Source organism: Phyllobacterium sp. 21LDTY02-6 (genome assembly GCF_023554255.2).
Classification (GTDB): domain Bacteria; phylum Pseudomonadota; class Alphaproteobacteria; order Rhizobiales; family Rhizobiaceae; genus Phyllobacterium.
Map to the genome: position 1 here is coordinate 51,737 of NZ_JAMJWD020000002.1, position 26,739 is coordinate 78,475.

Below are 26,739 nucleotides of genomic sequence, written 5' to 3' on the forward strand. Positions count from 1 at the left end.
TATGTGGAATCAGGTCTACAATCCTCTTGGCAGTTCTGTCTTATCCACGCTGGCGGCCGCGATTCCCGTGGTAATCCTGCTGGCGTTGATCGCGTCCAACAAGGTGAAGGTTCACATCGCCGCAATCATCGCGCTGATCGCCGCCAACCTGGTGGCAGTCTTCATCTTCACGATGCCGGCGGACCTGTCGCTGCGCGCATCGCTGCTCGGTGTCATCACCGGCTTCTTTCCGATCGGCTGGATCGTTCTCAACGTCATTTTCCTCTACCGGCTGACGGTGGAGAAAGGCGTGTTCGAGACGCTGCAGAACACGATCGGCGGCGTTACCCGCGACCGAAGATTGCAGATATTGCTGATTGCATTTTCGTTCGGCGCTTTTTTCGAGGGCGCCTCCGGCTTCGGAACCCCCGTTGCGGTCACGGCCGCCGTGCTGATCGGCCTCGGCTTTTCGCCGCTTGCCGCTTCCGGTCTCTCATTGATAGCCAATACGGCGCCCGTGGCCTATGGCGCACTCGGCACGCCGATCGCCGGACTATCGAGCGTGACCGGTATCGACCCGTTCCTTCTCGGCGCCATGGTGGGCCGGCAGCTGCCATTCTTCTCGCTCATCGTGCCGTTCTGGGTCATATGGGCCTTCGCCGGCTTCAAGGGGACAAAGGAAGTCTGGCCGGCGATCCTCGTCACCGGCGTATCCTTTGCGGTGCCGCAATTCCTCATCTCCAATTTCGTCAATCCATGGATCGTCGATATCGGAGCGTCGCTGATCTCGATGGCCTGCCTCATCGGTTTCCTGCGCATCTGGCAGCCGAAGGTCATCTGGACCTCCACGGCCCTGCGTGTCCGCGACGATTCCGCATCGCAGGTTCCACCCGTGGTACAGTCGAAGAAGCAGCCGACCCGCGCCGAAGTCTGGGCCTCGCTGACGCCATGGATCATCGTCTGCGCCGTGCTTCTCCTCTGGGGTACCGACTGGTTCAAGGGCCTGGTCAATCCCTGGGCGACATGGAACTTCCCCGTTCCCGGTCTTGACGGCCAGATCATGAAAGTGGCCCCCATCGCCCCGGCGCCAACGCCGGAAAAGGCGGTGTTCGCCTTTACATGGCTGTCCTATACGGGCTCCGGCATGCTGATCGCCGCGATCATCTCGGGCTTTCTCATGGGCTACACGCCGCTGGAGCTGATCCGAAGCTATGGCCGCACCTTGAAGCTCTGCGCCTATTCGCTGATCACCATATCGGCGATGCTGGCGATCGGCACGCTTACCCGCCTGTCGGGCATCGATGCCACTCTCGGCCTCGCCTTTGCCACCACCGGCGTCCTCTACCCCTTCTTCGGCACATTGCTTGGCTGGCTGGGCGTGGCGCTGACCGGTTCCGATACGGCGTCGAACGTGCTCTTCGGCAATCTGCAGAAGATCACCTCGGAACAGCTCGGCCTGTCGCCGATCCTGATGGGCGCGGCCAATTCCTCGGGTGGTGTCATGGGCAAGATGATCGACGCCCAGTCGATCGTCGTCGCCTCTACGGCAACGAACTGGTACGGGCATGAGGGCACGATCCTTCGCTTTGTCTTCAAGCACTCGATCGTCCTTGCCTGCCTTGTCGGCATCCTGGTCATGCTGCAGGCCTATGCCTTCCCGTGGATGATCGTCACGGCACCTTGATCGACCACGACAGAAAAGCGCAGCTTAACGGTTGCGCTTTTCTCCCTCCATGCTAGGATTACGCAACCAGGAGGTTGCGCAATGTCGGATCGTATTGAAAAGCAAGTCGAACTGAATGCTCCAATCGAAAAGGTATGGCAGGCGCTGACGGACCATGAGGCCTTCGGGGCCTGGTTCCGCGTGAAGCTGGATGCCCCTTTTGCCGCCGGGGAAACTTCGACTGGACACATCACCTATCCGGGCTACGAACACCTGAAATGGCAGGCGCATGTGGTGAAGGTCGAAAAACCGCACGCCTTTGCCTTCACCTGGCATCCCTATGCGGTGGATCCGGACCATGATTATTCCGCAGAACAGCCGACGCTCGTCGAATTCACGCTGAAGCCCCATCAGTCGGGAACCTTGCTGACGGTCGTGGAGTCAGGCTTCGATGGCGTTCCGGAAAAGCGCCGGGATGAGGCGATGCGGTCGAACGAGGGTGGTTGGGAAGAGCAGATGAAAAACATCAAGGCCTATGTCGACCGTTGATGGGGCGACCGGCCCTTCCACCCTGTTTGCCGCACTTGGCGATCCAACACGCCTTGACCTGATCGCCCGCCTCAGCGATGGCGGCTCGCTATCGATTACCGCCCTCTGCGCCAATATCGCGCTTACACGGCAAGCTGTCTCGAAGCATCTTAAAGTGCTCGAGGGGGCCGGCCTCGTCATTCACCAGAAAAAGGGACGGGAGAGCCATTATACGTTCCGCCCCGAGCGGCTTGAAGACGCACAAACCTATCTCGCACGCGTATCGCGGCAGTGGGATGATGCACTGGAGCGCCTGCGCAAGTTCGTTGAACAACCGCATTAAGCAAGTATTGCTTTTTCCGTGCGCTCAGGGGCGCATGGCCTGTTCTGCTAGCGCGAAGCGATGCGGGACGATGTCCCGCCCGGGAGGCGCGCCACGACGACGAGCTGGCGCACTTCGCCTCGCTTGAACGCGGCAAGGAAACGCTTGTAGTTCTTGAAAACAAGGCATCCATTGGAATCGCCGCGCGGTCCAAGCATGTAGGTATGGGCCAGCAAACCATCGCGGCCGAAGATCTTTCGCGGATCCACCGGATTGAGGCGGATGGCCTCGACACCGTGGAACAGGGCCTCGCGCATGGTCAGATTGTAGGTGTGCGGCGGCGTCGCGCCACGCATCTTCTTATGGACGTAGCGCGGATTGTCGAGCATCGGACCCAGACCGGAATGCGCTTCCAGGCGTTCGCCATTGGGCATGAATACCGTCTTGTCCTCGATGCTGTAGACCGCCGTGCGCCCGCTCGCCGTCGCCGGCGCCTCCGGTTCGCGATATCGTGGCGTGACGTCGGTAATGCCGGAGTCCGGCGCGGCATAGGCCAGTGCGGTCGCCGGGGCACCCGTAGCGCGCCGCGGCCGCGTGACGGGCAAGGGTACTGCCCCCATATCGGCGTCAGGCTCGGACAATACCAGCGCGAAGGGTCCATCCCCGAGTTCCACCTGCCGGGTCGGCTGGGACGGTTGCGATTGCGCCAGCGCCGCAGGACTCAATGTCGTGGCTGCGACCGAGGGATAATCCGCCGTGCTGCCTTCGAAACCCGTCGAGGCAAATGCAAGCTCCGTGCCTTGCTCGACCGAAGCATCGAGGATCGTCGCCACGATTGCTGCATTGGGCTCCGTGCGTGCCGTCTGGACGCCGGAGGCCCGCGCTGCGAAGCGGTCTGCGACCAGCGGCTGGCGCGGAGGCTTTGCCGTCTTGATCGTTATCACCTCTCCCGAGGCAGTGATGAGGGCATTCTGTGGCAGGGCGCTCGGCTGCCAGGCGCGATGTTCGACGGAAGGAAGCTGCCTTTGCGCGAAAAAAGCGGCTGACCGGGGCAAGGCCGCCAATTCCAGCGGCGCGACGCCCCTCGCCTGCGAATGTGCAGCCTTCGCCGCCATTGGCTCCACCAGGGCCGGCATGCCGGCAACCATGAAAAATCCCCATGCCGCGGCAATGGAACCGGCGGCGGCCGCTGCCCGAACGGGGAACCCATTGCGAGCCGGGCGGGGCTTCCTGGCCTTCCGATCGACTGTCAGCGTCGTCTTACTCATGATTGCACTCTTGCACGCGATACACCCTTTCCGATCGTGGCAAGCCAGAGGCGGGCCGCGGCGGACATTTATCCGGCAAGGATGAAGAAACTTGGTTACCAATGTGTTGAAGCGGCGGCAGGAACCTGCTGTTCCCTTGAACTTAAACACCAAAATTACTCAAAGCAGCGTTTCTTGCCAATCGACCCGGCTTTTCCTACATAGTGGTCACGAGGACGACCTCTACCCGCTTCCTTCAGACGCGGCGTTTTCAGACAATCCGGGACAGCCCGTTTACAAGAAGGAAGGTCGCATGGCCTGGATCACTCTTATTGCCGCTGGACTCTTCGAAATCGGCTGGGCCATCGGGCTCAAATATACCGAAGGCTTCTCCAAACTCGTGCCCAGCGTTCTGACGGCCGTCAGCATGGTCGTCAGCGTCGTTCTGCTGGGGCTCGCGCTGCGCGAGCTGCCCGTCGGCAGCGCTTATGCGGTGTGGACCGGCATCGGCACGGTGGGCACCGCGCTGCTCGGCATGTACATTTTCGGCGAACCTGCAACGGTGACGCGCCTCGTCTGCATCGGCTTGATCGTTGCCGGAATAGGCGGATTGAAATTTCTGTCATAGGCAGTGGCCGGGGGTTTCCCTCGACAGGCGCAAGTCCTAAACTCCTCGCATAGGGGCGTGCCCGTCGCCGACGGGACGCCCTCGGCGCCAGGCCCTGCGAAAGTCCGATCATGAGCGAACAAACACCACCGCTTTCCTCCGCCGAGATAGAGCGTTATGCGCGCCATATCATCCTTGGCGAGATCGGCGGACCCGGCCAGCAGAAGCTGAAACGCGCCCGTGTCCTCGTCATCGGCGCCGGCGGGCTCGGTGCTCCGGTCCTGCAATATCTCGCGGCTTCCGGTGTCGGGACGCTCGGTATCATCGATGATGATCGCGTGTCCCTGAGCAATCTGCAGCGTCAGATCATTCATTCGAGCGACCTCGTCGGTTCGCCGAAAGTCGAGAGCGCCGCGCGCGCCATCGCCGCGATCAATCCTCATGTCACCGTGGAAAGCCACGAACTCCGCTTGTCTGCCGACAATGCCGCCGATCTCGTGCGGCGCTACGACATCATCGTCGATGGTTCCGACAATTTCGATACGCGCTACCTGCTCGCCGATACGTGCCTGGCCGAAAGGCGCCCGCTGGTCTCGGCTGCCCTCGGCCGTTTCGACGGCTCCCTGACGACGCTCATGCCCTATGCCGATGGCGCAGACGGCGCGCCCAACCCAACCTATCGCGATCTTTTTCCGACCCCGCCGCCCGCCGGGCTCGTGCCTGCCTGTGCCGAAGCGGGTGTTCTCGGCGTATTGCCGGGGGTGATCGGCTCGCTGCAAGCTGCCGAAGTGGTCAAGCTCATCACCGGCATCGGCGAACCTCTCATCGGGCGGCTGCTGCTCTATGATGCCCTCACCTCCCGCTTCGAGACGATCCGCTACAAGGCGGGAAAGACCAATGCGGCAGCGTGATCATCCCACGTCTATTGACCGGGCATTGCAACCATGGCGCTAGAGCTTACCGCGGAACAACGCGCTATCGCCAACGGCGGCAGCGGCGAAGGCGCAGCGATGGCCATGCGCATCGTTGCCGCAACAGCAGAACTGATGGGCGCACCGTCGCTGATCCCGATCGCCTCGGCCCATATCGACGGCGCGCTGTACCACGGCGATTCCGGCACCTTGTTCGCGGAGCGGCTGGTCGATTGCGGCGCCCGCGTCAGCGTGCGGTCCACGCTCAATGTCGGCTCGCTCGATCTTGCCGCCTGCTCCGCCAATCGGCTGCCGCCGCATGAGCGGGAGATGGCGCGCCGGATGATGGATGCCTATCGCAAGCTTGGCTGCGAGCCGAGCTGGACCTGTGCGCCGTATCAGGCGGGGCACCGGCCGGCTGCCGGCACCGACGTTGCCTGGGGCGAGTCCAATGCCGTCGTCTTCTGCAACTCCGTACTGGGCGCGCGGACCAATCGCTATGGGGATTTTCTCGACATAGCCTGCGCCATAGCGGGCGTTGCGCCCTTTTATGGCTTGCACCGCCCCGAAAATCGCCGGGCGGAGATCATTTTCGACGTATCGGGATTGAATCCGGACTTTCTTGCCTCGGAAAGCGCCTGGCCGATACTCGGCAGCCTCTATGGCCGCGAGGTGGGCGCTGCTATCGGCGTCGTCGAAGGCATCGCCCGTCATCCCGGCGAGGATGCGCTGAAGGCTTTCGGCGCGGCATCGGCATCGGCCGGTGCGGTAGGCCTGTTTCATGTGGCGGGCGTGACACCCGAAGCTCCGACCGTCGCGGCAGCGCTGCAAGGCCAGGAACCGCGCATGCGGCTCGACGTCACCATGGAAATGGTCGCCGACTCGCGCACGCGGCTTTCCACCGCGCTCGGTGCCAATCGCATCGATGCGGTTGCCATCGGCAGTCCGCACCTTTCGATCGAAGAGTTCGAGCGGCTGGAGGTATTGGTCGCCGGACGCCGCCTGAAGGTCCCGCTCTATGCCTGCACCGGGCGGCATGCCCTGGCCGCGCTGGATCGTGACGGGCGCCGCGCTGCGCTGGAAAGATGCGGCGTCGTCATCGTCGCCGATACCTGCGTGGTGGTGACGCCCATCCTGCCGGACAAGAAAGACGCGGTTCTGATGACAAATTCGGGCAAATTCGCCCATTATGCCCCCGGAAACACCGGATATGGCGTCATTTACGGCTCCCTCGCCGAATGTGTCGCAAGCGCCATGGCAGGGGAGCCGGTCTTCGAGGCGGCGGCATGAACGGGAAAATCCTCGTTTCCGGCACTCCGGCCCGCGCGCCGGCCCTGGTTTTCACCGCTCCGATCAGCTTCTGGGGCGGAATCAACCCGAAAACGGCGATGGTTGCCGATGTCAGGCATCCGCAACATGGCCTCTCGATCAGCGGCAAGGTCTTGTTCCTGCCCGGCACGATCGGCTCGTCGTCGGCGGCGGCCATATTGCTTGAACTTGTCTCGATGGATATCGCCCCGGCGGCCCTCGTCCTGCATGAGCCGGACGCGATATTGCTCCTCGGGCTGATCGTGGCGCAGGAGATGGGGCATTCGACGCCCATCGCCATTCAGATGGACCGCAGCGGATATGCCGATCTTGCCGGCCGGATGATCACCATCGCCGCTGACGGGACGCTGTCGGCCGAATAGCGAGACCCATCAAGCCCTGTTCGGCAGGACCCGGTCCGGCGGGCGGTGGCCGTCGATGAAGGTGCGAATGTTGATGATGACCTTCTCGCCCATGTCGATGCGGCCTTCGAGCGTCGCCGATCCCATATGCGGCAGGATGACGACCTTCCCTTCCTTGGCGAGCTTGCGCAGCTTGGAGTTCACAGCGGGCTCGTGTTCGAACACATCGAGCGCAGCTCCGGAGAGCTTGCCGTTTTCCAATTGTTCGATCAGCGCCTGCTCATCGATGATCTGGCCGCGCGCAGTATTGACGATGAATGCGCTCGGCTGCATCAGCGCGATGCGGCGTGCCGACAGGAGATGAAAAGTGGCAGGCGTCGAAGGACAATTCACCGAAATGATGTCCATCCGCGCCAGCATCTGGTCGAGACTGTCCCAATAGGTGGCTTCCAGCTCTTCCTCGGTCTTCGGGCTTACGGGCTTGCGATTGTGGTAGTGGATCGACAGGCCGAATGCCTTGGCGCGGCGCGCGACCGCCGTGCCGATCCGCCCCATGCCGACAATGCCGAGCCTTTTGCCCCATATACGGCGGCCTAGCATCCATGTCGGGCCCCAGCCTTCCCATTTTCCGTCGTCGAGCAGGATGGAGGCGCCTTCCACAAGGCGGCGCGGTACCGCCAGCATCAGGGCCATCGTCATGTCCGCCGTATCTTCGGTGAGGACATTCGGCGTATTGGTTACCGTAATGCCGCGGGCCGCAGCCGCGCCGACATCGATATTGTCCGTTCCATTGCCGAAATTGGCGATCAGCTTAAGGTTGGGACCGGCTGCATTGATGATCTCCGCGTCGATGCGATCCGTCACGGCGGGCACGAGAACATTGGCATGGGCGACGGCCTCGACGAGTTCCGCCTTTGATAGCCGCCTGTCGTCGACATTGAGGCGCGCTTCGAAAAGCTCGCGCATGCGGGTCTCGATCGGGTCCGGCAATTTGCGGGTGATGACGACCAGAGGCTTTTTGTTAACCAATATTCCCCTCCCTTTCAGCGAGCCTATTGAGACCTCTTTAACCAAGTCGTTGCAAACTGCAATGCTGTTGCGCCGTCCGTTCAAATGTCTACCAAGGCGGCGCATCAAAGACAAAGAAAAACAGGATCGCCGTCAAATCGACCCATGGAGTCGTGGCCAGGACGGCGATGAAGGACTGACATTGTTGACTGCCAAGATACTCCGCCCGTTCCTCCTTGCCGCCGCAATAGCGACTGCACTCCTGCCCGCTTCGGCCATTGGCGTGCCAGGCGCCACCAGCGCGATGGCCGCGGGCCAGGTGGGACCGAGCGGCCTGCCCCTGCCCCGTTTCGTCAGCCTGAAGCCCGGGCGCGTCAATCTCCGGGTCGGTCCGGGACGGGACTACGCTGTGACCTGGCTATTCCTCAAGTCCGGCCTGCCCGTCGAGATCATCCAGGAATATGACAACTGGCGGCGCATACGCGATTCAGAGGGCACGGAGGGCTGGGTTTACCAATCCCTGCTCTCGGGCAAGCGCACCGCGCTGACCGCGCCCTGGCAGCGCGACAAGGACGGCTTCATGCTGAACGTCTACCGAAACGCGGATGACAAGGCGCCCGTCGTCGCCAAGGTCCAGCCCGGCGTGCTCGGCACCCTCAAGACCTGCGATGGCGATTTCTGCCGCGTGGTCTTCAGCGGCACGAGCGGCTGGATGCGCCAGACGGATATCTGGGGCGCCTATCCCGGCGAAAAATTCGAAGACTGAGATATTGGCCGCAGCCGACGCGAAAGATCAGCTGCGCTTCTTGCGCAGGCGGATCACGATATCGACGTTCACGATCTCCATTCCCTCGGGCACCGGCGGCAGATTGCCAACCATGGCAGCGCCATCGGGAATGTCGATCACTTCATTTTCGCCTTCGACGAAGAAGTGATGATGATCGGAGACATTGGTGTCGAAATAGGTCTTCGCACCCTCGACCGCCAGAATGCGCAGCATCCCGGCCTGGGTGAACTGGTGCAGCGTGTTGTAGACGGTCGCCAGGGAAACCGGGACGTCGGCGCCCAGCGCTTCCTCGTGCAGCTCTTCAGCCGAAAGATGCCTGTCGCCTTTTGAAAAGATCAGATTGGCAAGTGCGATACGCTGGCGGGTCGGCCGCAGCCCGGCAAAGCGCAGGCGCTCCTCCAGCGGCACATCCTCATCGATTTGGTACGATATATGCATGGCGCTCATGCCACTCCGTTAACCAGTTTCTCAAGTCCAGCGTCGATTTCACCCACTCAAACTTATCATTCATATATGCGGTCTTGCGGAATCGATCAATAGGCTGCAATTACGGGGCCGGTCCGGGCAAAAGGGCGGTCCGAGGGTGCAATTCGCCCATGGGAACGTGCAGGTCTCCCATGCAAAGCAAGGGTTCCATTTGCCCCCGCTTTGCTCTAGGAAGCGTTTTCAGGCGGAAACACTCTGTGATAGGGTCTCGCGCCTGGGCTCCGGCACCATGTGCGGGATTGAAGTTACCGATGGGAGAAAGAATGCCAGAACAGAAATCAAGCTACGGGTATGATGAGCTCCTGGCCTGTGCTCGGGGAGAAATGTTCGGCCAAGGCAATGCCCAGCTGCCTGCGCCACCCATGCTGATGTTCGATCGCATCACCGAAATATCCGAAACCGGCGGCGAGAATGGCAAGGGCTATATCCGCGCCGAATTCGATATCAAACCGGACCTCTGGTTCTTCCCCTGCCACTTCATCGGCGACCCGGTCATGCCGGGCTGCCTGGGGCTCGACGCCATGTGGCAGCTTACCGGCTTCTATCTCGGCTGGCTCGGCGAGCCCGGCAAGGGCCGCGCCCTTTCCACCGGCGAGGTCAAGTTCACCGGAATGGTGACGCCGAAGACGAAACTCGTTGAATATGGCATCGACTTCAAGCGCGTCATGCGCGGTCGGCTGGTGCTTGGCATCGCCGACGGCTGGTTAAAGGCCGACGGAGAAACTATCTATAAGGCAACCGACCTGCGTGTCGGCTTGTTCAAGGAAAGCGCCGCCTGAGTTTCGGGCGCCTTCAGGGAGATCGCAATGCGGCGAGTGGTTGTGACGGGCATGGGCATCGTGTCCTCTATCGGCAATAATGTGCAGGAAGTCTTGCAATCTCTGCGCGAGGCTAAATCCGGCGTCGTTTTCGCTGAAGAATATGCGGCTCTCGGGTTTCGCAGCCAGGTAAAAGGCGCGCCCACGCTCGATCCTTCGACCGTTGTCGATCGCCGCGCCATGCGTTTCCATGGCGGCGGCACCGCATGGAACCATGTGGCGATGGAACAGGCCATAGCCGATGCCGGGCTCGGGGAAGAACTCATTTCGAACGAGCGCACCGGCATCATCATGGGATCGGGCGGATCGTCCACCCGCACCATCGTCGAAGCCTCGGAAAAGACCAAGGAATCCGGCTCCAGCAAGAAGGTCGGGCCCTTTGCCGTGCCGAAGGCCATGTCCTCCACGGCTTCAGCAACGCTCGCGACCTGGTTCAAGATCAAGGGCGTCAACTATTCCATATCGTCCGCCTGCGCCACGTCGAACCATTGCGTCGGCAATGCCTATGAGATGATCCAGTATGGCAAGCAGGACCTGATGTTCGCGGGCGGCTGCGAGGATCTCGACTGGACCCTCTCCGTACTCTTCGACGGAATGGGCGCCATGTCCTCCAAATTCAACGATCGCCCGGCCGTCGCGTCGCGCGCCTATGACAAGAACCGCGATGGCTTCGTCATTTCCGGCGGCGCCGGCGTCCTCGTTCTCGAGGAACTGGAACACGCCAAGGCGCGCGGGGCCAGGATTTATGGCGAGGTGGTCGGCTACGGCGTTACCTCCGACGGCGCGGACATGGTTGCTCCGAGCGGCGAAGGCGCGGCCCGCTGCATGCGGATGGCGCTCGCCAATGTCGCCGGCAAGGTGGACTATATCAACCCGCACGCCACTTCGACGCCGGTCGGCGATCTGAAGGAGATAGAGGCTATCCGTGAAGTCTTCGGCACCGGCGACGCCTGCCCGCCTATCTCGGCGACGAAGTCGCTGACCGGTCATTCGCAGGGCGCGACCGGAGTGCATGAATCGATCTATTCCCTGCTGATGCTCAATAATGATTTCATCGCGGAAAGCGCGAATATCGAAGAGCTCGATCCGGCATTCGAGGATATGCCAATCGTGCGCAAGCGGATCGACAACGTCAAATTGAATACCGTCCTGACCAATTCTTTCGGTTTCGGCGGCACGAATGCTTCGCTGGTTTTTCAGCGTTACGAGGGTTGAGGGGAAAACATGGGTGAATTGATGAAGGGCAAGCGCGGTCTCATCATGGGGGTCGCGAACAGCCATTCGATTGCCTGGGGTATCGCCAAGGAACTGGCTGCCAATGGCGCCGAACTTGCGTTCACCTATCAGGGCGAGGCCTTTGGCAAGCGCGTTGCCCCGCTCGCGGCGCAACTCGGCTCGAAGCTGCTGCTGCCTTGCGATGTCGAGGACATATCGACCGTGGATGCGGTGTTCGATACGCTGGAGAAGGAGTGGGGATCGATCGATTTCGTCGTCCACGCCATTGGTTTCTCGGACAAGTCGCAGCTCAAGGGCCGCTACGCCGATGTCACCACGCGTGACAATTTCAGCCGCACGATGGTGATTTCCGCCTTTTCCTTCACCGAAGTATCGCAGCGCGCATACAGGCTGATGAAGAATGGCGGCTCGATCCTGACGCTGACCTATGGCGGATCGACGCGCGTAATGCCCAATTACAACGTCATGGGCGTGGCGAAAGCCGCACTGGAGGCCATGGTGCGTTATCTTGCGGCCGATTACGGCCCCGAGAAAATCCGCGTCAACGCGATTTCAGCTGGTCCCGTCCGCACCCTGGCCGGTGCCGGTATCGGCGATGCCCGCGCCATCTTCTCCTACCAGAAGCGCAATGCACCGCTTCGCCGCACCGTCGATATCGAGGATGTCGGCCGCTCGGCGCTCTATCTGCTTTCCGACCTGTCGAACGGCGTGACCGGAGAGATTCACTACGTCGATTCCGGCTACAATATCGTATCGATGCCGACCCTCGAGGAGCTCAAAAGCTCCGACGACGGCAAGGAATAAGGGCAGAACCCGGCCGAAAAGAAGCTCGGCGATGCGTTATTTCCGGGCTTCCATCACCTTGTAACCCGAATTGTCTTCAAGCGATTGCACAGACCTGAACTGGGCTTTCAGCCCGGTTTCATAGGGCATCTGCCGATTGGCGACCAGCAATAGCCGCCCACCGGGCTTCAGCCGCTTCGCCGCCGCCGCGATGAAGGCCTGGCCAAGCGATGGATCGGCGCCACGGCCGGCATGGAATGGCGGGTTCATGACGATCGTATCGAAGGTTTCCGTTATCGGCTCGCCGATGACGTCATGCCAGTGGTAGTTGACGGGAACGCCTGCCGTTCCGACATTCCTCTTTGCCGCTTCGAGCGCTTCGAAATCCGCCTCGTAGAGCGACAGCGATTTCAGCTTGCCCGCTTCGTTCAGGACCTCGGAGCCGAGATAGCCCCAGGCCGCGCCGAAATCCGCGACATGGCCGGCAATGCGACCGGCAAAGTGCCTGACCAGCATGGCTGAGCCCTTGTCGATGGCAGAATGCGAGAACATGCCGGGTGCAGTGACGAAGCGCCCATCCAGCAGCCCTTCCTTGAGCGCCAGCGCATCGAGCGCGGCCGGATCGACCGCTTCGGGGCGGCGGAACCAGAAGACCACCGCATGGTTCTTCGACAGGCTGTCCCCTATCGGCGCAATCGCCTTCGCCGTCTTGCGCAGGCTCTCGATGCCGAGCTTCTTGTGACCGCAGATGACGATCATGCCGCCGGGTTTCACCTGCCGCAATGCCTCGGCAAGCCAGTCCTCGTTCCGGCCCCGGTGCTTCCCGATCAGCAGCAGCGCGCCATCGAACAGCTTGCCCGGTGCCGGTCGCGGCTCAACGGCAAGCCCGGCCGCCCTAAGGGCGAGATAGTCCGGCCGGAAAGGCTGGACGCAGGTCAGGTGGCCGATCCAGTCTGCATCGATGGAAGCGCTCGCCGCAGCGCCCAGAAACAGCCATTGCTCGCTGCTGGCGGGGGCAAGCAGATTGCCTTCGCGGAAGGGTAGAAACAATGTCTGCAACGCGCCAGCGGTCATTCTCGGGCCAATCCATCATAGAAGCTGTTTCCGGTCTTGCCGGACGTTCCAACGGAAAAAGCGCGCCATGGGGCGCGCTCTTTCTTGTCATTGAGCCAGGGAATTATTCGGCGTCTTCTTCGACGGCCTTCTTTTCCTGGACGATTTCCTTGCCGGTCTCCTGGTCCACGACCTTCATGGACAGGCGGACCTTGCCGCGTTCGTCGAAGCCCATCAGCTTGACCCAGACCTTCTGGCCTTCCTTGACCACGTCCGACGTCTTGGCGACGCGCTCGGATGCGAGCTGGGAAATATGGACCAGACCGTCGCGCGGGCCGAAGAAATTGACGAAAGCGCCGAAATCGGCGGTCTTGACGACCGTTCCTTCGTAGATTTCACCAACTTCGGGTTCTGCCACGATCGAATGGATCCACTTGCGGGCCGCTTCGATTTCCTTGGCCGACGACGACGCGATCTTGACCGTACCGTCATCCTCGATGTTGATCTTCGCGCCCGTCTTCTCGACGATCTCGCGGATGACCTTGCCGCCGGAACCGATGACGTCACGGATCTTGTCGGTCGGGATGTTCATGACCTCGATGCGCGGAGCGAATTCGCCGAGTTCCGAACGGCCCTCGGTGATCGCCTTGGACATCTCGCCGAGAATATGAACGCGTCCGTCCTTGGCCTGCGCCAGGGCGACCTTCATGATCTCTTCGGTGATACCGTCGATCTTGATGTCCATCTGCAGTGCGGTGATGCCGCTATCGGTACCGGCAACCTTGAAGTCCATGTCGCCGAGATGATCCTCATCGCCGAGAATATCGGACAATACGGCAAACTTCTCGCCTTCGAGGATGAGGCCCATGGCAATGCCGGCAACCGGGCGGAGCAGCGGAACGCCGGCATCCATCAGTGCCAGCGAGGTGCCGCAGACAGTCGCCATCGACGACGAACCGTTCGACTCGGTAATATCGGAAACGGCACGCAACGTGTAGGGGAACTGTTCCTTGGCCGGCAGGACCGGATGGATGGCGCGCCATGCGAGCTTGCCATGACCGATCTCACGACGTCCCGGCGAACCCATGCGACCCGTTTCACCGACCGAGAAGGGCGGGAAATTGTAGTGGAGCATGAAGGTTTCTTTGTACATGCCGGTCAGCGAGTCGACATATTGCTCGTCTTCGCCGGTTCCGAGCGTGGCAACCACGATCGCCTGCGTCTCGCCGCGCGTGAACAGGGCCGAACCGTGCGTGCGGGGCAGAAGGCCAACTTCCGAAACGATCGGACGAACGGTCTTCAGATCGCGGCCATCGATGCGGGAGCCGGTGTCGAGAATGTTCCAGCGAACGATCTTCGCCTGAACCGACTTGAATACGGTCGCAATCTGCTCCTGCGAATATTCGGGTTCCTCGACGCCCTCGGGGAAGAAATGCGCCTTGACCTTGGCCTTGGCAGCGTCGACCGCAGCGTAGCGCTTCTGCTTGTCGATGATCTTGTAGGCTTCGCGCAGATCGGCTTCGACGACCTTGAGCACCGCGGTTTCCACTGCGGAAAGATCCTCGGCAGCGAATTCGCGCGGCTCCTTGGCGGCGACTTCGGCGAGCTTGATGATCGCATCGATGACGGGCTGGAAGCTCTTGTGGCCGAACATCACGGCGCCGAGCATCACGTCTTCGGCCAGTTCCTTGGCTTCCGACTCGACCATCAGGACCGCGTCGCCCGTACCGGCAACAACGAGGTCGAGGCTCGATTCCACCATCTCGTCGACGGTCGGATTGAGCTTGTACTCGCCGCCGATATAGCCGACGCGCGCGCCGCCGATGGGGCCCATGAAGGGCACGCCCGACAGCGTGAGAGCAGCAGAAGCACCGATCATCGAGACGATGTCGGGATTGTTTTCGAGGTCGTGCTGGATGACGGTCAGGACGACCTGCGTGTCGTTCTTGTAGCCGTCGGCGAAAAGCGGACGGATCGGACGGTCGATCAGGCGCGAAACAAGCGTCTCGTTTTCGCTCGGGCGACCTTCACGCTTGAAGTAACCACCCGGGATCTTGCCGGCGGCATAGGTCTTTTCCTGGTAGTTGACGGTCAGCGGGAAGAAATCCTGGCCGGGCTTCGGCTCCTTGGCGGAGACCACGGTGGCGAGAACGACAGTCTCGCCATAGGTGGCGAGAACCGCGCCGTCAGCCTGACGGGCGATCTTGCCTGTCTCGAGAATGAGCGGACGACCGCCCCATTCGATTTCAACTTTGTGTTGATTAAACATATCTTGTCCTTGAGTGAAGAAAGCGGGCCGCCCCTTGGCGGGCGCATTCCTTCCGTTTCGTTCAGACCAATCACGGGCAAGACAACGCGCAACTCCCGTTCACGAGTTGCCTGCAATCCTGCCCCATGACCTGTCTCATGGTTTATACTACCGCCGAGGCGATAGGGAAACCGGCGGCAACGCAGAAGCGCTACCGCCGGTCAAATGCGTTAGCGGCGCAGGCCGAGCTTTCCGATCAAGGTCTGGTAGCGGCCTTCGTCAATCTTCTTGAGATAATCAAGAAGACTGCGGCGCGTTGAAACCAGCTTGAGCAGGCCACGGCGGGAATGGTTATCCTTCTTGTGGTCCTTGAAGTGCTCGGTCAGGTTGACGATACGTTCCGTCAGAACTGCCACCTGGACTTCCGGAGAACCGGTATCGCCTGGCTTGGTTGCATATTCGGTGATGATCGCCTGCTTGCGTTCAGCGGTAACCGACATCGTATATCCTTTCTAGAGAAGAGGAAAAGGGGATGCCCACGGCCGGGATGTCGTCCAGCGGGGGCCGGTTTAGGCAGCAAACCAATTGCCGCTGGGCCGCATATAGTCGAAAACGCCGCAAATTACCAGCCGCAAATGTTTCTGCGGCCGACAGCGCCTCAGCGGTCACGATCTTCGCCCTCGCCCGCGTCAGGCGGTAAACACCCGCTTGGGGTTGAACTGGCCGTTTTCGATAAAGCCGATCGCCAGGAGCTTGCCGCGAATGGTGATACAGGCCTCGTCCGCCTCCACAGGGGCATCGCGGCCGCGCAGGATGATGGGATTGCCCATGCGTATCCTGTGCGCCTGATCCTCGGAGACGGCCAGCTGCGGCAGGTCTTCCAGAGCGGCGACCGTATCGATCAGGAACTCGTCCATGACGGAAAAGCGTTCCGCAATGGCGGCATAGGAATTGTCGGCATCCTCTGCCGGGGCGGCCGGATGAGCGGCCTCCAGCTCCTCCAGCGTTACGAGGTCCGCTTCACCGAAAGGCGCCACTTCGACACGGCGCAGGTCGGTCACGTGGCCGTAGCAGCCGAGGTCGCGGCCCAGGTCGCGGGCGAGAGACCGGACATAGGTGCCCTTGCCGCACTCGACTTCAAAGACGGCACTGTTCGCGTCCGGCAATTCCAGAAGGTCGAGCCGGTCGATCTCGACCTCGCGCGCCGGTATCTCGATTTCCTCGCCGCCCCGCGCCAGGTCATAGGCGCGCTCGCCGGCAATCTTGATCGCCGAGAACTTCGGCGGTGTCTGCATGATCACGCCGGTATATTTCGGGAGCAGCGCCTTGATCGCGGTTTCGTCCGGGCGCTGGTCCGAGGTGAGCGTAACCTCGCCCTCGAGATCGTCCGTGGTGCGCTCGGCGCCCCAGGCGACGGTGAACCGGTATATTTTGGCGCCGTCCATGACATAGGGTACGGTTTTTGTCGCCTCGCCAAGCGCAATGGGCAACATGCCCGACGCCAGCGGATCAAGCGTCCCCGCGTGGCCGGCCTTTTCTGCCTTGAACAGCCATTTTATCTTCGAAACGGCGTCGGTCGAGCCCATGCCCTTCGGCTTGTCGAACACCAGCCAGCCCGAAACCGGACGGCCCTTCTTCTTGCGCTGACGTGTCATCTGCCCGTTGCCGCCTCAATTATCGCCATGGCCCGGTACGTCGCCCGGATTGGGAGCGCCGCCATCATCATCGTCCTGATCATCCTCGAGATCGCGCGTGACTTCCGGCTTGCGCAGCAAGGCATCGATCTTGGCGTAATTGTCGAAGCTGGTATCGATGCGGAAGCGGAATTCCGGCATGTATTTCATCTGCCGCAGATGGGTTGCCGCCCTGCCGCGGATGAATTTCGCATGCTTGTTCAACGCTTCGATAACCGCGTCGGAATTGGCCGCGCCGATGGGCGAGACGAAGCAGGTTGCGATCTTCAGGTCCGGCGACATGCGCACTTCCGAAATGGCGACAACGGCGTTGTCGAGCGTCGCGTCACGCACGTCGCCGCGCTGCAGCACCTGCGAAACGGCGTGACGAACCTGCTCGCTCACGCGCAGCTGGCGTTGTGAGGGACCAGATCCTGTTGAAAAGCGGGCCATGATTATATTCCATGCAGACGAGGACCGCCGGTGAGCCCGGCGATCCTCGTATTTTCTATGCGAACGCTATGATTACAGCGTACGGGTTACATGTTCGACGCGGAAGGCCTCGATCACATCGCCTGCGCGAATGTCATCATAGTTCTCGAACGCCATGCCGCATTCCTGGCCAGCCGGCACTTCGGACACTTCATCCTTGAAGCGCTTGAGCGTCTTGAGCTTGCCCTCGTGAATGACGACATTGTCGCGGATGAGGCGCACGCCGGCGCCACGTTCGACCTTGCCTTCGGTAACACGGCAACCGGCGACCTTGCCCACCTTGGTGATGTTGAACACCTCCAGGATTTCGGCATTGCCGAGGAAGGTTTCGCGCCGTTCCGGCGAAAGAAGTCCCGACATGGCCGCCTTAACGTCATCCACCAGATCGTAGATGATGTTGTAATAGCGGATTTCGATACCGGCCCGCTCGGCTGCATCACGCGCCTGCTTGTTGGCACGCACGTTGAAGCCGATGATGGCGGCATTGGAGGCCTCCGCCAGCGCGATGTCGCTCTCGGTGATTCCGCCGGCGCCCGAATGGATGATCCGCGCACGAACCTCGTCGGTGCCAAGCTTGTCGAGCGAACCGGCGATGGCTTCGATCGAACCCTGCACGTCGCCCTTGATGAGCAGCGGGAATTCTTTCTGCCCGGTGACCTGCAGCTGGGACATCATCTGTTCCAGCGAACCGCGTGAACCGGCCTGGCGGGCCACGACCTTTTCACGGGCGAGACGGGTGCGATATTCGGAAATCTCGCGCGCCTTTGCCTCATTCTCCACAACGGCGAAACGGTCGCCTGCCTGGGGCGGCCCCTGCAGGCCGAGCACCTCGACCGGCGTTGCCGGCGCAGCTTCCTTCATGTTCTCGCCGCGGTCATTGACCAGGGCGCGGACACGGCCCCATTCGCTGCCGGCAACGATGATATCGCCAGGATGAAGCGTACCCTTCTGCACGAGAACGGTCGCGACGGAACCCCGCCCGCGCTCGAGCTTGGCTTCGACGACCACGCCTTCCGCCGTGCGGCTCGGGTCTGCCTTGAGATCGAGAATTTCCGCCTGAAGCAGGATGGCTTCCAGAAGCTTGTCCAGACCGGCTCCGGTCTTGGCGGAAACTTCCACGTCCAGCGTCTCGCCGCCCATGGATTCCACGAAGACTTCGTGCTGCAGCAGGCCGTTGCGGACCTTTTGCGGATCAGCGGAAGGCTTGTCGACCTTGTTGATGGCAACGATGATCGGCACGCCGGCAGCCTTGGCATGATTGATCGATTCGATGGTCTGCGGCATGACGCTGTCATCCGCCGCAACCACGAGGATCGCAATATCCGTCGCCTGTGCGCCGCGTGCACGCATCGCGGTAAAGGCGGCGTGGCCCGGCGTGTCGATGAAGGTGATCTTCTGACCATTCTGCTCGACCTGATAGGCGCCGATATGCTGCGTGATGCCGCCGGCTTCGCCCGAAACGACGTTCGCCTTGCGGATGGCGTCGAGCAGCGAGGTCTTGCCGTGATCGACGTGACCCATGATCGTGACGACGGGAGGCCGCGAAACAAAAGCTTCCGCATCGTCCTCGACATTGAAGATGCCTTCCTCGACATCCGACTCGGCGACGCGGCGAACCGTATGGCCGAATTCCTCGGCGATCAGCTGTGCCGTATCGGCGTCGATCAGATCGCCCGGCTTCATCATCTGACCTTCCTTCATGAGGAACTTGATGACGTCGACCGAACGCTCAGCCATACGCTGGGCCAGTTCCTGGATCGTGATCGTTTCAGGCAGGATAACCTCACGGGCGATCTTCTCGCGCGTTTCCTGCTGCATGCCGCGCTTGAACTTCTCCTGGCGACGACGCATTGCGGACAGGGAGCGGCTGCGCCCTTCCTCGTTGAGCGCCGAACCGAGCGTGAGCTTGCCACGGCGACGTTCGTCCTCGCCCTTGACGACCTTCGGTGCACGCACTTCGGGCTTGGCTGCAACGCCAGGACCGCTGCGGCGTGCGCCGCTCGGCCCGCGCCGGCTCTCATCCTCTTCGGCGGCGTTCGGCCGGCGCTGGACAGGCTTGGCGCTGGCGTCCTCGACCTTGGCATCAGGCTGGCGCTTGCGGGATTCTTCCTCGGCGCGCTTCTTTGCCTCGGCTTCGCGGCGCAGACGTTCTTCTTCCTCGGCCTGGCGGCGTGCGGATTCCTCACGCTCCTTCGCCCGCAAGGCCTCTTCCTCGGCGCGGCGGCTCGCTTCGATGGCGGCCTTGGCCCGATCTTCGAGGTCGCGTGCCTTGGAACCTTCGAGCGCCTTGCGGCGCGCTTCGATCTCGGCAGCCGAAAGCGTGTTCAAGACCATGCCCGAGCGCTCATTGGAGCGCTGGCCGGATGGCCGGTAGGGCTGCTGCGCGGGACGCTGCGGCGGCTGGCCACGCGATGGCGCTGCCGGGGCACGCGTTGCCGGTTGCGAGGGCTGCGCGGGTTGCGCGGCCTGGGCCGGCTGGCTCGGCGCAGCAGGTGCCGCCGGGCGCGGCGCCGGGGTCGCGGCAGCCGTCTGCGGCGCTGCGGGCTGCACTGTCGGCGCCGGCGCAGGTGCTGGAGCGGGCGCTGGTGCGGCGGCAGCGGCGGGTGCAGGCTCCGGCTTCTGGTCCGGTATATTGAACTTGCGCTTCTTCGTTTCCACGACAACAGACTTCGTGCGGCCGTGACTGAAATTCTGCCGCACTGTGCTCTGTTCTACACCGGGCCGCTTCAAGGTCAGGGTTTTCTTATTGACGCCAAGCGTCTTGTCGTCGGTCGATTTTGTATCGCTCATTCCGTTTCCGTTTCCTTCGCGACAGTCGCCGCCTTAGCGTCAGCCTTGCTGTCAAGACCATCGCGAAAATGCTGTAGCAGCCAGGCTCGCTTCGTGAACCCGGCAGCTGCCGTTCCCTTGAGCACGGCAGCATGTATCACATTTACCCCGCCCAATGCCAAATCCATTTCATTGCTTTCGAACAATGAAAGAGCGGGTATTTCCGGCCCGCCCGCATAAACAACCGAACGGCGGGCCTGGTCAAGCTTGCGGACGCCATCTTCGGCGGCCTCGGACGCATGAAGCACCAATCCGGCTGTGCCATTGCGTATGGCGGCATCCACTTTTGCGGCCCCTGTTATCACAACACCGGCCTTGCGCGCCAACCCAAAACTGCCCAAAGCCGATTTTACCAGCATTCGGTCGACAATCTGGCCGAAATCATCCGGCACGATCACATTGGTTTTCAGGGCGCGCGGAAACAGCTTCCGCTTTACCGCCTCATCAATATAGCGCCGTTGCGCCTTAATCCAACACCCCCTGCCGGGAAGATTGTGCTTAAGGTCCGGTACAACCACACCATCGGGCCCGGCGACGAAGCGGATCATGTCCTCGGCAGAACCCGCCTCGCGCGTAACGATGCACGTCCTGTCGTTCATGTTCTCAACCACGCCCGGGCCGCCTCGGATCAGACGGCGGCCTCTTCGTCGGCCACCTCGGCTTCAGCGTCGGCCTCGGTCGCCAGATCGTCTTCCGTGATCCAGCCGGCCTTCAGGCGAGCCGCCAGAACCATCTGCTCCGCATCGGCCCTGCTGACTTCGAACGCCGACAGGATACCCGCATGGGCGATGGTTTCACCATCCTTGCGCTCGCGCCAGCCGGTCAACTCGTCGACCGCGTAGCCAGCGAAATCCTCGACGGTCTTCACGCCATCTTCGCCGACCGCGACAAGGATCGCATTGGTCATGCCGGGCAGATCGCGAAGTTCGTCCGAAACGCCGAGCTCCTTGCGGCGGGCATCACGCTCTTCTTCGATGCGTCCGAGATATTCCTGGGCGCGCTGCTGGATTTCCGCAGCCGTCTCTTCGTCGAAACCATCGATCGAGGAAATGTCGTCGCTGTCGACATAGGCGATTTCCTCGACGCTGGCGAAGCCTTCGGAAGCGAGGACCTGGCCGACCATCTCGTCGACGTCCAGCGCATCCATGAAGAGATTGGACCGCTCGACGAATTCCTTCTGGCGGCGTTCCGATTCTTCCTGCTCGGTCAGGATATCGATATCCCAGCCCGTGAGCTGCGATGCGAGCCGGACGTTCTGGCCACGGCGACCGATCGCAAGAGATAGTTGGTCATCCGGGACCACAACTTCAATACGCTCGGCATCTTCATCGAGCACGACCTTGGAAACTTCCGCAGGCTGGAGCGCATTGACGATGAACGAAGCCGGCTCCGGCGACCACGGGATGATGTCGATCTTCTCGCCCTGCAATTCGCCGACCACCGCCTGGACGCGGGAGCCGCGCATACCGACGCAGGCGCCGACCGGATCGATCGAGGAATCCCTCGAAATCACGGCGATCTTGGCGCGGGAACCGGGGTCGCGGGCGACGGACTTGATCTCGATGATCCCGTCATAGATTTCCGGCACTTCCATGGTGAAGAGCTTCGCCATGAACTGCGGATGGGTGCGGCTGAGGAATATCTGCGGCCCGCGCTGCTCGCGGCGCACGTCATAGACATAGGCGCGCACGCGGTCACCATAGCGGAACGTCTCGCGCGGGATCAACTCGTCGCGGCGGATGATGGCTTCGCCGCGGCCGAGATCGACGATGACATTGCCGTATTCGACGCGCTTGACGCTGCCATTGACGATCTCGCCAACGCGATCCTTGTATTCATCATACTGCCGGTCGCGCTCGGCCTCGCGCACCTTCTGCACGATGACCTGCTTGGCCGACTGCGCGGCGATGCGGCCGAAATCCATGGGTGGAAGCTGGTCGGCGAGGAAGTCGCCCGGGCGTGCATCGGGGTTGCGGTCGCGGGCCGCATCCATGCCGATCTGCGTAACCGGATCCTCGACGTCTTCGACCACTTCGAGGAGCCGCTGCAGCTTGATCTCGCCGGTCTTGGCGTTGATGTCGGCGCGGATATTGGTCTCCTGGCCGTAGCGCGAGCGTGCCGCCTTCTGGATGGCGTCGGCCATTGCTGCGATAACGATCTCGCGGTCGATGGATTTTTCCCGGGCCACCGCATCGGCGATCTGCAGAAGTTCTAGCCTGTTTGCACTGACTGCCATGTTCTTCTCCTTGAGTTCATCGCCACGCTCCTCGGCGGGCGTTGAAATAATCTAATTCTGGTCCGTATCTTGCTGATCGGCGTCTTCCTCGCTGGGAATACGGCCTTCACGCAAATCCTTGTCGCGGCGCAGCGCATCACGAATGAGATCGTCCGTGAGAATGAGGCGCGCGTCGGAAATCATTTCGAATGGAATGGCCACGGCAGGCTGATCGCCATAGGTCGCCTGGTCCGCCTCCACAGTCACCGTATCGGCGGAAATCGCGGCAATGCGGCCGCGGAATTTCTTGCGCCCTTCGAGCATGGCCGAGGTGTCGACCTTGACGATATGCCCGGTCCAGTTGGAAAAATCGGACTTTCGCACCAATGGCCGGTCGATACCGGGCGACGAAACTTCCAGATGGTAATTCCTGTCGATCGGATCTTCGACGTCCAGCACCGGCGACAGGGTACGGCTGACGAGTTCGCAATCCTCGACGGTCATCGTGCCGTCGTTGCGCTCCGCCATGATCTGCAATGTCAGACCATTGAGGCCGGTCAGGCGCACGCGAACGAGCCTGAAACCGATCGACTCCAATACTGGCTCCACAATGCCGGCAATACGGGCATCGACGCCCGTCTCGGTGATTATGCGCTCATCCGTGCCTTCCGGCAGTGTCGGTGATTGTTCGTTATTGACGCTTGTCGTCACGCAGATTTTCCCTGTTTTGGCCTTAAGAAACAAAAAAGAGCGGGACCTGTGTGGACCCACCCCTGTTCGAACCGACCAAGAATATGAGCCTTATATACCGAAATCATGCGCGTGTTTCAAGCGGCGATTTCCTGCGATGGACAGCAGCGTCGCTCGTGGCGCATGGCTGCCCTGCGTCCCCGGCACTTATCAAAGGCCGGGCCGCTACCTATGTTTGCTGCAACGCAACAACCTCAAAGAGGATGCAATGAAGCCCGCATACACACCCAAGGCCATTTCCCGCATGCTGAGCGTATTCGGCAGCGCCGTGGCTGCCGCTTCCGCCACGCGCACGGGCTATCAACCCGCGCCGTCGGACCTGCGTGCGCTCGGGATCGATCCGGTACAGTTCCGCACCATCACACGCCTTTAAGTCTGCCGAACCGACCGCTCAGTCCTCGTTGGCTGCCAGGGCGGCGAGCACCTTGCCCTTGCCGCGAGCCCGCATGATCAGCGGCACGACGACGGCGCAGACCGCGAGAACCAGCAGGGCGACAGCGATCGGCGAGCCGACCAGAACCGTGAAATCGCCCTGGCTGATCTGGATGGCGCGCCGGAGCTGCGTCTCCGCCATCGGCCCAAGGATCAATCCGACGACCACGGGAGCGATGGGGTAGCCGAACTGGCGCAGGAAGTAGCCGAACAGCCCGAACAGGATCAGCATGGCAAGCTCGAACGAGAATGCCAGCCAGCCCAGCTGGAATATTGCCGAATTGGCGCCGATCGTCCCCAGCGTCGCGAAAACCAGGATGCCGGCATAGAGCCACGGCTTGGGGATCGACAGCAGGCGTACCCAGAGGCCGATCAGGGGCAGGTTCAGCACGAGCAGCATGAAGTTCGCAACGAGCAGGCTGGCGATCAATCCCCAGACGATGGCCGGGTTCGTCGCAAACAAGAGCGGACCGGGCTGAAGCCCGAACTGCTGGAAGCCGGCGAGCATGATTGCCGCCGTTGCCGTCGTCGGCAGGCCGAGCGTCAGGAGCGGCACCAGCGTACCCGCGGCAGAGGCATTATTGGCCGCTTCGGGACCCGCGACGCCCTCGATGGCGCCATGACCGAACTCTTCCGGCCGCTTTGCCATCTGTTTTTCCACCGAATAGGACAGAAACGTGCCGATTTCCGCGCCGCCCGCCGGCATGGCGCCGATGGGGAAGCCGATGAAGGTGCCGCGCAGCCACGGCTTCCACGAGCGCGACCAGTCTTCCTTCGTCATCCAGATCGATCCCCTGACCGCTTCCACCTTTTCATCGGCAGCGAGGCGCGAAGCCGCGACGCTCAACGTCTCGCCGATGGCGAACAGGGCGACCGCGAGCGTGGTGACCTCGATACCGTCGAGCAGGTCCGGAATGCCGAAGGCGAGGCGCGCCTGCCCGGTCAATTGATCCTGGCCGACAAGGCCGAGTGCGAGCCCGATGAACAGTGCCGTCAGCCCGCGCAAGGTGGAATCGCCGAAAGCGGCGGAAACGGTCATGAATGCGAGCACCATGAGAGCGAAATATTCGGCCGGTCCAAAGGAAAGCGCGAACTTCACGATCCATGGCGCGATGAGTGCGAGCCCGATGGTGGCGATGAGGCCCGCCACGAAAGAGCCGATGGCGGCAGTGGCAAGCGCTGGCCCGCCCCGCCCTGCCCGGGCCATCTTGTTGCCTTCGAGCGCCGTGACGATCGACGCGCTCTCCCCGGGCGTGTTGAGCAGGATGGAGGTGGTCGATCCGCCATACATGCCGCCATAATAGATGCCCGCGAACATGATGAGCGAGCCTGCGGGGTCAAGCTTGTAGGTGACGGGCAGCAACAGGGCGACGGTCAGCGCCGGGCCAATGCCGGGCAATACGCCGACGGCTGTGCCGAGGGTGACGCCGATCAAGGCATAGAGCAGGTTGATCGGCTCCATCGCAACGGTGAAGCCCTGGATGAGCAACGCAAAGGTGTCCATGCTCTCAGCCTCCGAATGCCAGCCGCTCGATCGGGCCTGCCGGGAGCGACAATTGCAGCCCCTTCGAGAACAGGACCCAGACGACGAAAGAGAGGATGATGCCGACCGGCACGGTCAGCCATAGTTTCTTCTTGCCGAAGGCGCGCGCGGTGGCTGCGAAGAGCAGGCCGGTGGCAATCGAGAATCCGACGAAGTTCAGCAGGAGCATCTGCGCCGAGAGACCGCCGACGATCCAGACCACAGGTCCCGCCTGTTGCGCTTCGCGTTCCGGGAAGTCGCCCCTGAGCGCCTCCGCTACCGTCCACAGGGAAAGAATGAACAGCGCGCCGGCAATGGCATAGGGGAATACAGCCGGGCCTATGAGCGTGGCGCTGCCGCCATGGGCCGTCGCGGTGCTATAGGCGATAATGGCTGCCAGCAGGGCGAGAAACGCTGCTATGACCAGCGCCGCCCGATCGGGGCGGCGCGTGTTTCCGGTGCGCTGCTGGCTCATTTGACGAGGCCGATATCTTTCAGGATTGCGGCCGTGGCCTCGGTATCCTTGGCAAGCTGCGCCTTGAAGGCATCACCGGCCAGATAGGTATCGGCCCAGCCCTTGGCCTTCAGCTGCTCCTGCCAGCCCTTGGACTTCACCAGCTTCTCGATATCGGCACCGATGGCAGCTTCCTGTTCGGGCGTGATGCCCGGCGCTGCGGCGACCATGCGCCAGTTCTGGATCGAAACATCGACACCGGCTTCCTTGAAGGTCGGCGCGTCGATGCCTTCCAGCTTGGCGTCGCTGGAAATGCCGATGATGCGCAAGGTACCGGCCTTGATCTGCGATTCGAACTCGCCATAGCCGGAAATGCCGACGGTCACCTGCCCGCCCAATATGGCAGCCAGGGCCTCGCCGCCGCCCGAGAAGGCGATGTAATTGACCTTGGTCGGATCGACCCCGGCGGCCTTTGCAATGAGGCCGGCCGTGATGTGGTCCGTACCACCGGCGGAACCGCCACCCCAGGAAACGGAACCCGGGTCGGCCTTCAGCTTCTCGACGAGATCCTTCATGCTCTGGATCGGCGAGCTGGCCGGCACGACGACGGCCTCGTATTCGCCAGTGAGGCGGGCGATCGGCGTTACCTGGTCGAGCGTCACGGGCGACGCATTGGTCAGGATGGCGCCGACCATGACATAGCCGCCGACGATCAGCTGCGACGGGTCGCCCTTGCCCGAATTGACGAATTGCGCGAGGCCGATCGTGCCGCCGGCGCCGGTGACATTCACCACCTGGACATTGCCGGAAATCTTCTCTTCCTGCAGTACGGTCTGGAGCGTGCGGGCCGTCTGGTCCCAACCACCGCCGGGCGCGGCGGGCGCCATGATCTTGTAATCGGCGGCAAAGGCCTGGCCGGAAAGCAGCACGGCTCCGGCGGCGACAAAGGCAAGCAACATCTTACGCATGCGAAATCCTCCCATGGCGGCGTGGGCGCCGCCTATCCTTCATTGATCTCGAAGTTCT

Annotated in this window: 27 protein-coding genes; 12 read left to right on the plus strand and 15 right to left on the minus strand. The window is 61.9% G+C overall.

All coding sequences use genetic code 11. From position 1 onward, the window contains the following. Position 1 precedes the first annotated feature (1 nt). The 3 genes from M8997_RS06735 to M8997_RS06745 all read left to right on the plus strand — a co-directional run bounded on the left by M8997_RS06735 (position 2) and on the right by M8997_RS06745 (position 2,513). The gene (locus tag M8997_RS06735) at positions 2–1,663 is read left to right on the plus strand and encodes an L-lactate permease (RefSeq protein WP_250019167.1); all 1,662 of its coding nucleotides are present in this window, start codon (positions 2–4) and stop codon (positions 1,661–1,663) included. Positions 1,664–1,744: 81 nt separating this feature from the next. Further along, positions 1,745–2,191 carry an SRPBCC family protein gene (locus M8997_RS06740; protein ID WP_250019168.1) on the plus strand — a complete coding sequence of 149 codons (447 nt, stop codon included), beginning with the start codon at positions 1,745–1,747 and terminating at the stop codon, positions 2,189–2,191. Next, positions 2,178–2,513, plus strand: a complete 336-nt coding sequence (locus M8997_RS06745; RefSeq protein ID WP_250019169.1) for a helix-turn-helix transcriptional regulator — start codon at positions 2,178–2,180, stop codon at positions 2,511–2,513. The genes M8997_RS06740 and M8997_RS06745 overlap by 14 nt, the downstream gene beginning before the upstream one ends. A gap of 47 nt (positions 2,514–2,560) precedes the next feature. Here M8997_RS06745 and M8997_RS06750 read toward each other — a convergent pair whose 3' ends face one another. Next, positions 2,561–3,760 carry a DUF2778 domain-containing protein gene (locus M8997_RS06750; RefSeq protein ID WP_250019170.1) on the minus strand — a complete coding sequence of 400 codons (1,200 nt, stop codon included), beginning with the start codon at positions 3,758–3,760 and terminating at the stop codon, positions 2,561–2,563. Positions 3,761–4,052: 292 nt separating this feature from the next. Here M8997_RS06750 and sugE point away from each other — a divergent pair, with 292 nt between their 5' ends. The 4 genes from sugE (at position 4,053) to M8997_RS06770 (ending at position 6,948) form a co-directional block, all read left to right on the plus strand. Beyond that, a complete protein-coding gene (sugE, locus tag M8997_RS06755) occupies positions 4,053–4,367 on the plus strand; it encodes a quaternary ammonium compound efflux SMR transporter SugE (protein ID WP_250019238.1) in 315 nt (104 codons plus the stop codon). A gap of 110 nt (positions 4,368–4,477) precedes the next feature. After that, on the plus strand, positions 4,478–5,257 hold the full coding sequence (locus tag M8997_RS06760) for a molybdopterin-synthase adenylyltransferase MoeB (protein ID WP_250019171.1): 780 nt from the start codon (positions 4,478–4,480) through the stop codon (positions 5,255–5,257). Positions 5,258–5,290: 33 nt separating this feature from the next. Beyond that, entirely contained in the window at positions 5,291–6,547 is a 1,257-nt protein-coding gene (locus M8997_RS06765) for an aconitase X catalytic domain-containing protein (protein WP_250019172.1), read from the plus strand. Further along, on the plus strand, positions 6,544–6,948 hold the full coding sequence (locus M8997_RS06770) for an aconitase X swivel domain-containing protein (RefSeq protein WP_250019173.1): 405 nt from the start codon (positions 6,544–6,546) through the stop codon (positions 6,946–6,948). The genes M8997_RS06765 and M8997_RS06770 overlap by 4 nt, the downstream gene beginning before the upstream one ends. A gap of 9 nt (positions 6,949–6,957) precedes the next feature. On the opposite strand, the gene M8997_RS06775 is transcribed toward M8997_RS06770, so the two are convergent. Next, positions 6,958–7,959 (minus strand): D-glycerate dehydrogenase, encoded by a 1,002-nt coding sequence (locus M8997_RS06775; RefSeq protein WP_250019239.1) that lies wholly within the window; start codon positions 7,957–7,959, stop codon positions 6,958–6,960. A gap of 178 nt (positions 7,960–8,137) precedes the next feature. On the opposite strand from M8997_RS06775, the gene M8997_RS06780 reads away from it, so the two are divergent. Next, positions 8,138–8,701, plus strand: coding sequence for an SH3 domain-containing protein (locus M8997_RS06780; RefSeq protein WP_371929519.1), 564 nt, complete (start codon positions 8,138–8,140; stop codon positions 8,699–8,701). 27 nt (positions 8,702–8,728) lie between these two features. Here the strand turns inward: M8997_RS06780 and irrA are convergent, their stop codons facing one another. Then, on the minus strand, positions 8,729–9,160 hold the full coding sequence (irrA, locus tag M8997_RS06785; protein WP_250019241.1) for an iron response transcriptional regulator IrrA: 432 nt from the start codon (positions 9,158–9,160) through the stop codon (positions 8,729–8,731). Between the two features lie 311 nt (positions 9,161–9,471). On the opposite strand from irrA, the gene fabA reads away from it, so the two are divergent. From fabA to fabI, 3 genes are read left to right on the plus strand one after another with little or no spacing between them, the layout of a single operon-like run. Continuing rightward, the gene (fabA, locus tag M8997_RS06790) at positions 9,472–9,987 is read left to right on the plus strand and encodes a 3-hydroxyacyl-[acyl-carrier-protein] dehydratase FabA (RefSeq protein ID WP_250019174.1); all 516 of its coding nucleotides are present in this window, start codon (positions 9,472–9,474) and stop codon (positions 9,985–9,987) included. Positions 9,988–10,014: 27 nt separating this feature from the next. After that, positions 10,015–11,241, plus strand: a complete 1,227-nt coding sequence (fabB, locus tag M8997_RS06795) for a beta-ketoacyl-ACP synthase I (RefSeq protein ID WP_250019175.1) — start codon at positions 10,015–10,017, stop codon at positions 11,239–11,241. Positions 11,242–11,250: 9 nt separating this feature from the next. Beyond that, positions 11,251–12,066 carry an enoyl-ACP reductase FabI gene (fabI, locus tag M8997_RS06800; protein ID WP_250019176.1) on the plus strand — a complete coding sequence of 272 codons (816 nt, stop codon included), beginning with the start codon at positions 11,251–11,253 and terminating at the stop codon, positions 12,064–12,066. 36 nt (positions 12,067–12,102) lie between these two features. On the opposite strand, the gene M8997_RS06805 is transcribed toward fabI, so the two are convergent. The 9 genes from M8997_RS06805 to rimP all read right to left on the minus strand — a co-directional run bounded on the left by M8997_RS06805 (position 12,103) and on the right by rimP (position 23,266). Continuing rightward, entirely contained in the window at positions 12,103–13,119 is a 1,017-nt protein-coding gene (locus M8997_RS06805) for a class I SAM-dependent methyltransferase (protein ID WP_250019177.1), read from the minus strand. Positions 13,120–13,222: 103 nt separating this feature from the next. Further along, positions 13,223–15,367 (minus strand): polyribonucleotide nucleotidyltransferase, encoded by a 2,145-nt coding sequence (gene pnp, locus M8997_RS06810; RefSeq protein WP_250019178.1) that lies wholly within the window; start codon positions 15,365–15,367, stop codon positions 13,223–13,225. Positions 15,368–15,576: 209 nt separating this feature from the next. Beyond that, positions 15,577–15,846, minus strand: a complete 270-nt coding sequence (gene rpsO, locus M8997_RS06815) for a 30S ribosomal protein S15 (RefSeq protein WP_250019179.1) — start codon at positions 15,844–15,846, stop codon at positions 15,577–15,579. Between the two features lie 189 nt (positions 15,847–16,035). After that, on the minus strand, positions 16,036–17,001 hold the full coding sequence (truB, locus tag M8997_RS06820; protein ID WP_250019180.1) for a tRNA pseudouridine(55) synthase TruB: 966 nt from the start codon (positions 16,999–17,001) through the stop codon (positions 16,036–16,038). 15 nt (positions 17,002–17,016) lie between these two features. Next, the gene (rbfA, locus tag M8997_RS06825) at positions 17,017–17,472 is read right to left on the minus strand and encodes a 30S ribosome-binding factor RbfA (protein WP_250019181.1); all 456 of its coding nucleotides are present in this window, start codon (positions 17,470–17,472) and stop codon (positions 17,017–17,019) included. A gap of 72 nt (positions 17,473–17,544) precedes the next feature. Beyond that, complete coding sequence (gene infB / locus M8997_RS06830; protein ID WP_250019182.1) at positions 17,545–20,301, minus strand: translation initiation factor IF-2; 2,757 nt, start codon at positions 20,299–20,301, stop codon at positions 17,545–17,547. Continuing rightward, positions 20,298–20,939, minus strand: coding sequence for an RNA-binding protein (locus M8997_RS06835; protein WP_250019183.1), 642 nt, complete (start codon positions 20,937–20,939; stop codon positions 20,298–20,300). The genes infB and M8997_RS06835 overlap by 4 nt, the downstream gene beginning before the upstream one ends. A 29-nt stretch (positions 20,940–20,968) precedes the next feature. Continuing rightward, positions 20,969–22,576 (minus strand): transcription termination factor NusA, encoded by a 1,608-nt coding sequence (nusA, locus tag M8997_RS06840; protein WP_250019184.1) that lies wholly within the window; start codon positions 22,574–22,576, stop codon positions 20,969–20,971. 51 nt (positions 22,577–22,627) lie between these two features. Further along, a complete protein-coding gene (gene rimP, locus M8997_RS06845; protein ID WP_250019185.1) occupies positions 22,628–23,266 on the minus strand; it encodes a ribosome maturation factor RimP in 639 nt (212 codons plus the stop codon). 247 nt (positions 23,267–23,513) lie between these two features. Between rimP and M8997_RS06850 the strand changes: the two genes are divergently transcribed. After that, entirely contained in the window at positions 23,514–23,678 is a 165-nt protein-coding gene (locus tag M8997_RS06850; protein ID WP_250019186.1) for a hypothetical protein, read from the plus strand. Positions 23,679–23,696: 18 nt separating this feature from the next. Here M8997_RS06850 and M8997_RS06855 read toward each other — a convergent pair whose 3' ends face one another. Genes M8997_RS06855 through M8997_RS06865 form a run of 3 tightly spaced genes read right to left on the minus strand, consistent with a single transcriptional unit; the run spans position 23,697 to position 26,681 of the window. Further along, positions 23,697–25,241, minus strand: coding sequence for a tripartite tricarboxylate transporter permease (locus M8997_RS06855; protein WP_250019187.1), 1,545 nt, complete (start codon positions 25,239–25,241; stop codon positions 23,697–23,699). A gap of 4 nt (positions 25,242–25,245) precedes the next feature. Next, entirely contained in the window at positions 25,246–25,734 is a 489-nt protein-coding gene (locus tag M8997_RS06860) for a tripartite tricarboxylate transporter TctB family protein (RefSeq protein ID WP_250019188.1), read from the minus strand. Then, entirely contained in the window at positions 25,731–26,681 is a 951-nt protein-coding gene (locus M8997_RS06865; RefSeq protein WP_250019189.1) for a tripartite tricarboxylate transporter substrate binding protein, read from the minus strand. Before M8997_RS06865 ends, M8997_RS06860 begins: the two co-directional genes overlap by 4 nt. Between the last annotated feature and the right edge of the window lie 58 nt (positions 26,682–26,739).

Excerpts from the sequence above, each read along its gene's own strand:
- M8997_RS06735 (WP_250019167.1), top strand. The coding sequence starts at position 2 with ATGTGGAATCAGGTCTACAATCCTCTTGGCAGTTCTGTCTTATCCACG.
- M8997_RS06740 (WP_250019168.1), top strand. The coding sequence starts at position 1,745 with ATGTCGGATCGTATTGAAAAGCAAGTCGAACTGAATGCTCCAATCGAA.
- M8997_RS06745 (WP_250019169.1), top strand. The coding sequence starts at position 2,178 with ATGTCGACCGTTGATGGGGCGACCGGCCCTTCCACCCTGTTTGCCGCA.
- M8997_RS06750 (WP_250019170.1), bottom strand. The coding sequence starts at position 3,760 with ATGAGTAAGACGACGCTGACAGTCGATCGGAAGGCCAGGAAGCCCCGC.
- sugE (WP_250019238.1), top strand. The coding sequence starts at position 4,053 with ATGGCCTGGATCACTCTTATTGCCGCTGGACTCTTCGAAATCGGCTGG.
- M8997_RS06760 (WP_250019171.1), top strand. The coding sequence starts at position 4,478 with ATGAGCGAACAAACACCACCGCTTTCCTCCGCCGAGATAGAGCGTTAT.
- M8997_RS06765 (WP_250019172.1), top strand. The coding sequence starts at position 5,291 with ATGGCGCTAGAGCTTACCGCGGAACAACGCGCTATCGCCAACGGCGGC.
- M8997_RS06770 (WP_250019173.1), top strand. The coding sequence starts at position 6,544 with ATGAACGGGAAAATCCTCGTTTCCGGCACTCCGGCCCGCGCGCCGGCC.
- irrA (WP_250019241.1), bottom strand. The coding sequence starts at position 9,160 with ATGCATATATCGTACCAAATCGATGAGGATGTGCCGCTGGAGGAGCGC.
- fabA (WP_250019174.1), top strand. The coding sequence starts at position 9,472 with ATGCCAGAACAGAAATCAAGCTACGGGTATGATGAGCTCCTGGCCTGT.
- fabB (WP_250019175.1), top strand. The coding sequence starts at position 10,015 with ATGCGGCGAGTGGTTGTGACGGGCATGGGCATCGTGTCCTCTATCGGC.
- fabI (WP_250019176.1), top strand. The coding sequence starts at position 11,251 with ATGGGTGAATTGATGAAGGGCAAGCGCGGTCTCATCATGGGGGTCGCG.
- M8997_RS06805 (WP_250019177.1), bottom strand. The coding sequence starts at position 13,119 with ATGACCGCTGGCGCGTTGCAGACATTGTTTCTACCCTTCCGCGAAGGC.
- pnp (WP_250019178.1), bottom strand. The coding sequence starts at position 15,367 with ATGTTTAATCAACACAAAGTTGAAATCGAATGGGGCGGTCGTCCGCTC.
- rpsO (WP_250019179.1), bottom strand. The coding sequence starts at position 15,846 with ATGTCGGTTACCGCTGAACGCAAGCAGGCGATCATCACCGAATATGCA.
- truB (WP_250019180.1), bottom strand. The coding sequence starts at position 17,001 with ATGACACGTCAGCGCAAGAAGAAGGGCCGTCCGGTTTCGGGCTGGCTG.
- rbfA (WP_250019181.1), bottom strand. The coding sequence starts at position 17,472 with ATGGCCCGCTTTTCAACAGGATCTGGTCCCTCACAACGCCAGCTGCGC.
- infB (WP_250019182.1), bottom strand. The coding sequence starts at position 20,301 with ATGAGCGATACAAAATCGACCGACGACAAGACGCTTGGCGTCAATAAG.
- M8997_RS06835 (WP_250019183.1), bottom strand. The coding sequence starts at position 20,939 with ATGAACGACAGGACGTGCATCGTTACGCGCGAGGCGGGTTCTGCCGAG.
- nusA (WP_250019184.1), bottom strand. The coding sequence starts at position 22,576 with ATGGCAGTCAGTGCAAACAGGCTAGAACTTCTGCAGATCGCCGATGCG.
- M8997_RS06850 (WP_250019186.1), top strand. The coding sequence starts at position 23,514 with ATGAAGCCCGCATACACACCCAAGGCCATTTCCCGCATGCTGAGCGTA.
- M8997_RS06855 (WP_250019187.1), bottom strand. The coding sequence starts at position 25,241 with ATGGACACCTTTGCGTTGCTCATCCAGGGCTTCACCGTTGCGATGGAG.
- M8997_RS06860 (WP_250019188.1), bottom strand. The coding sequence starts at position 25,734 with ATGAGCCAGCAGCGCACCGGAAACACGCGCCGCCCCGATCGGGCGGCG.
- M8997_RS06865 (WP_250019189.1), bottom strand. The coding sequence starts at position 26,681 with ATGCGTAAGATGTTGCTTGCCTTTGTCGCCGCCGGAGCCGTGCTGCTT.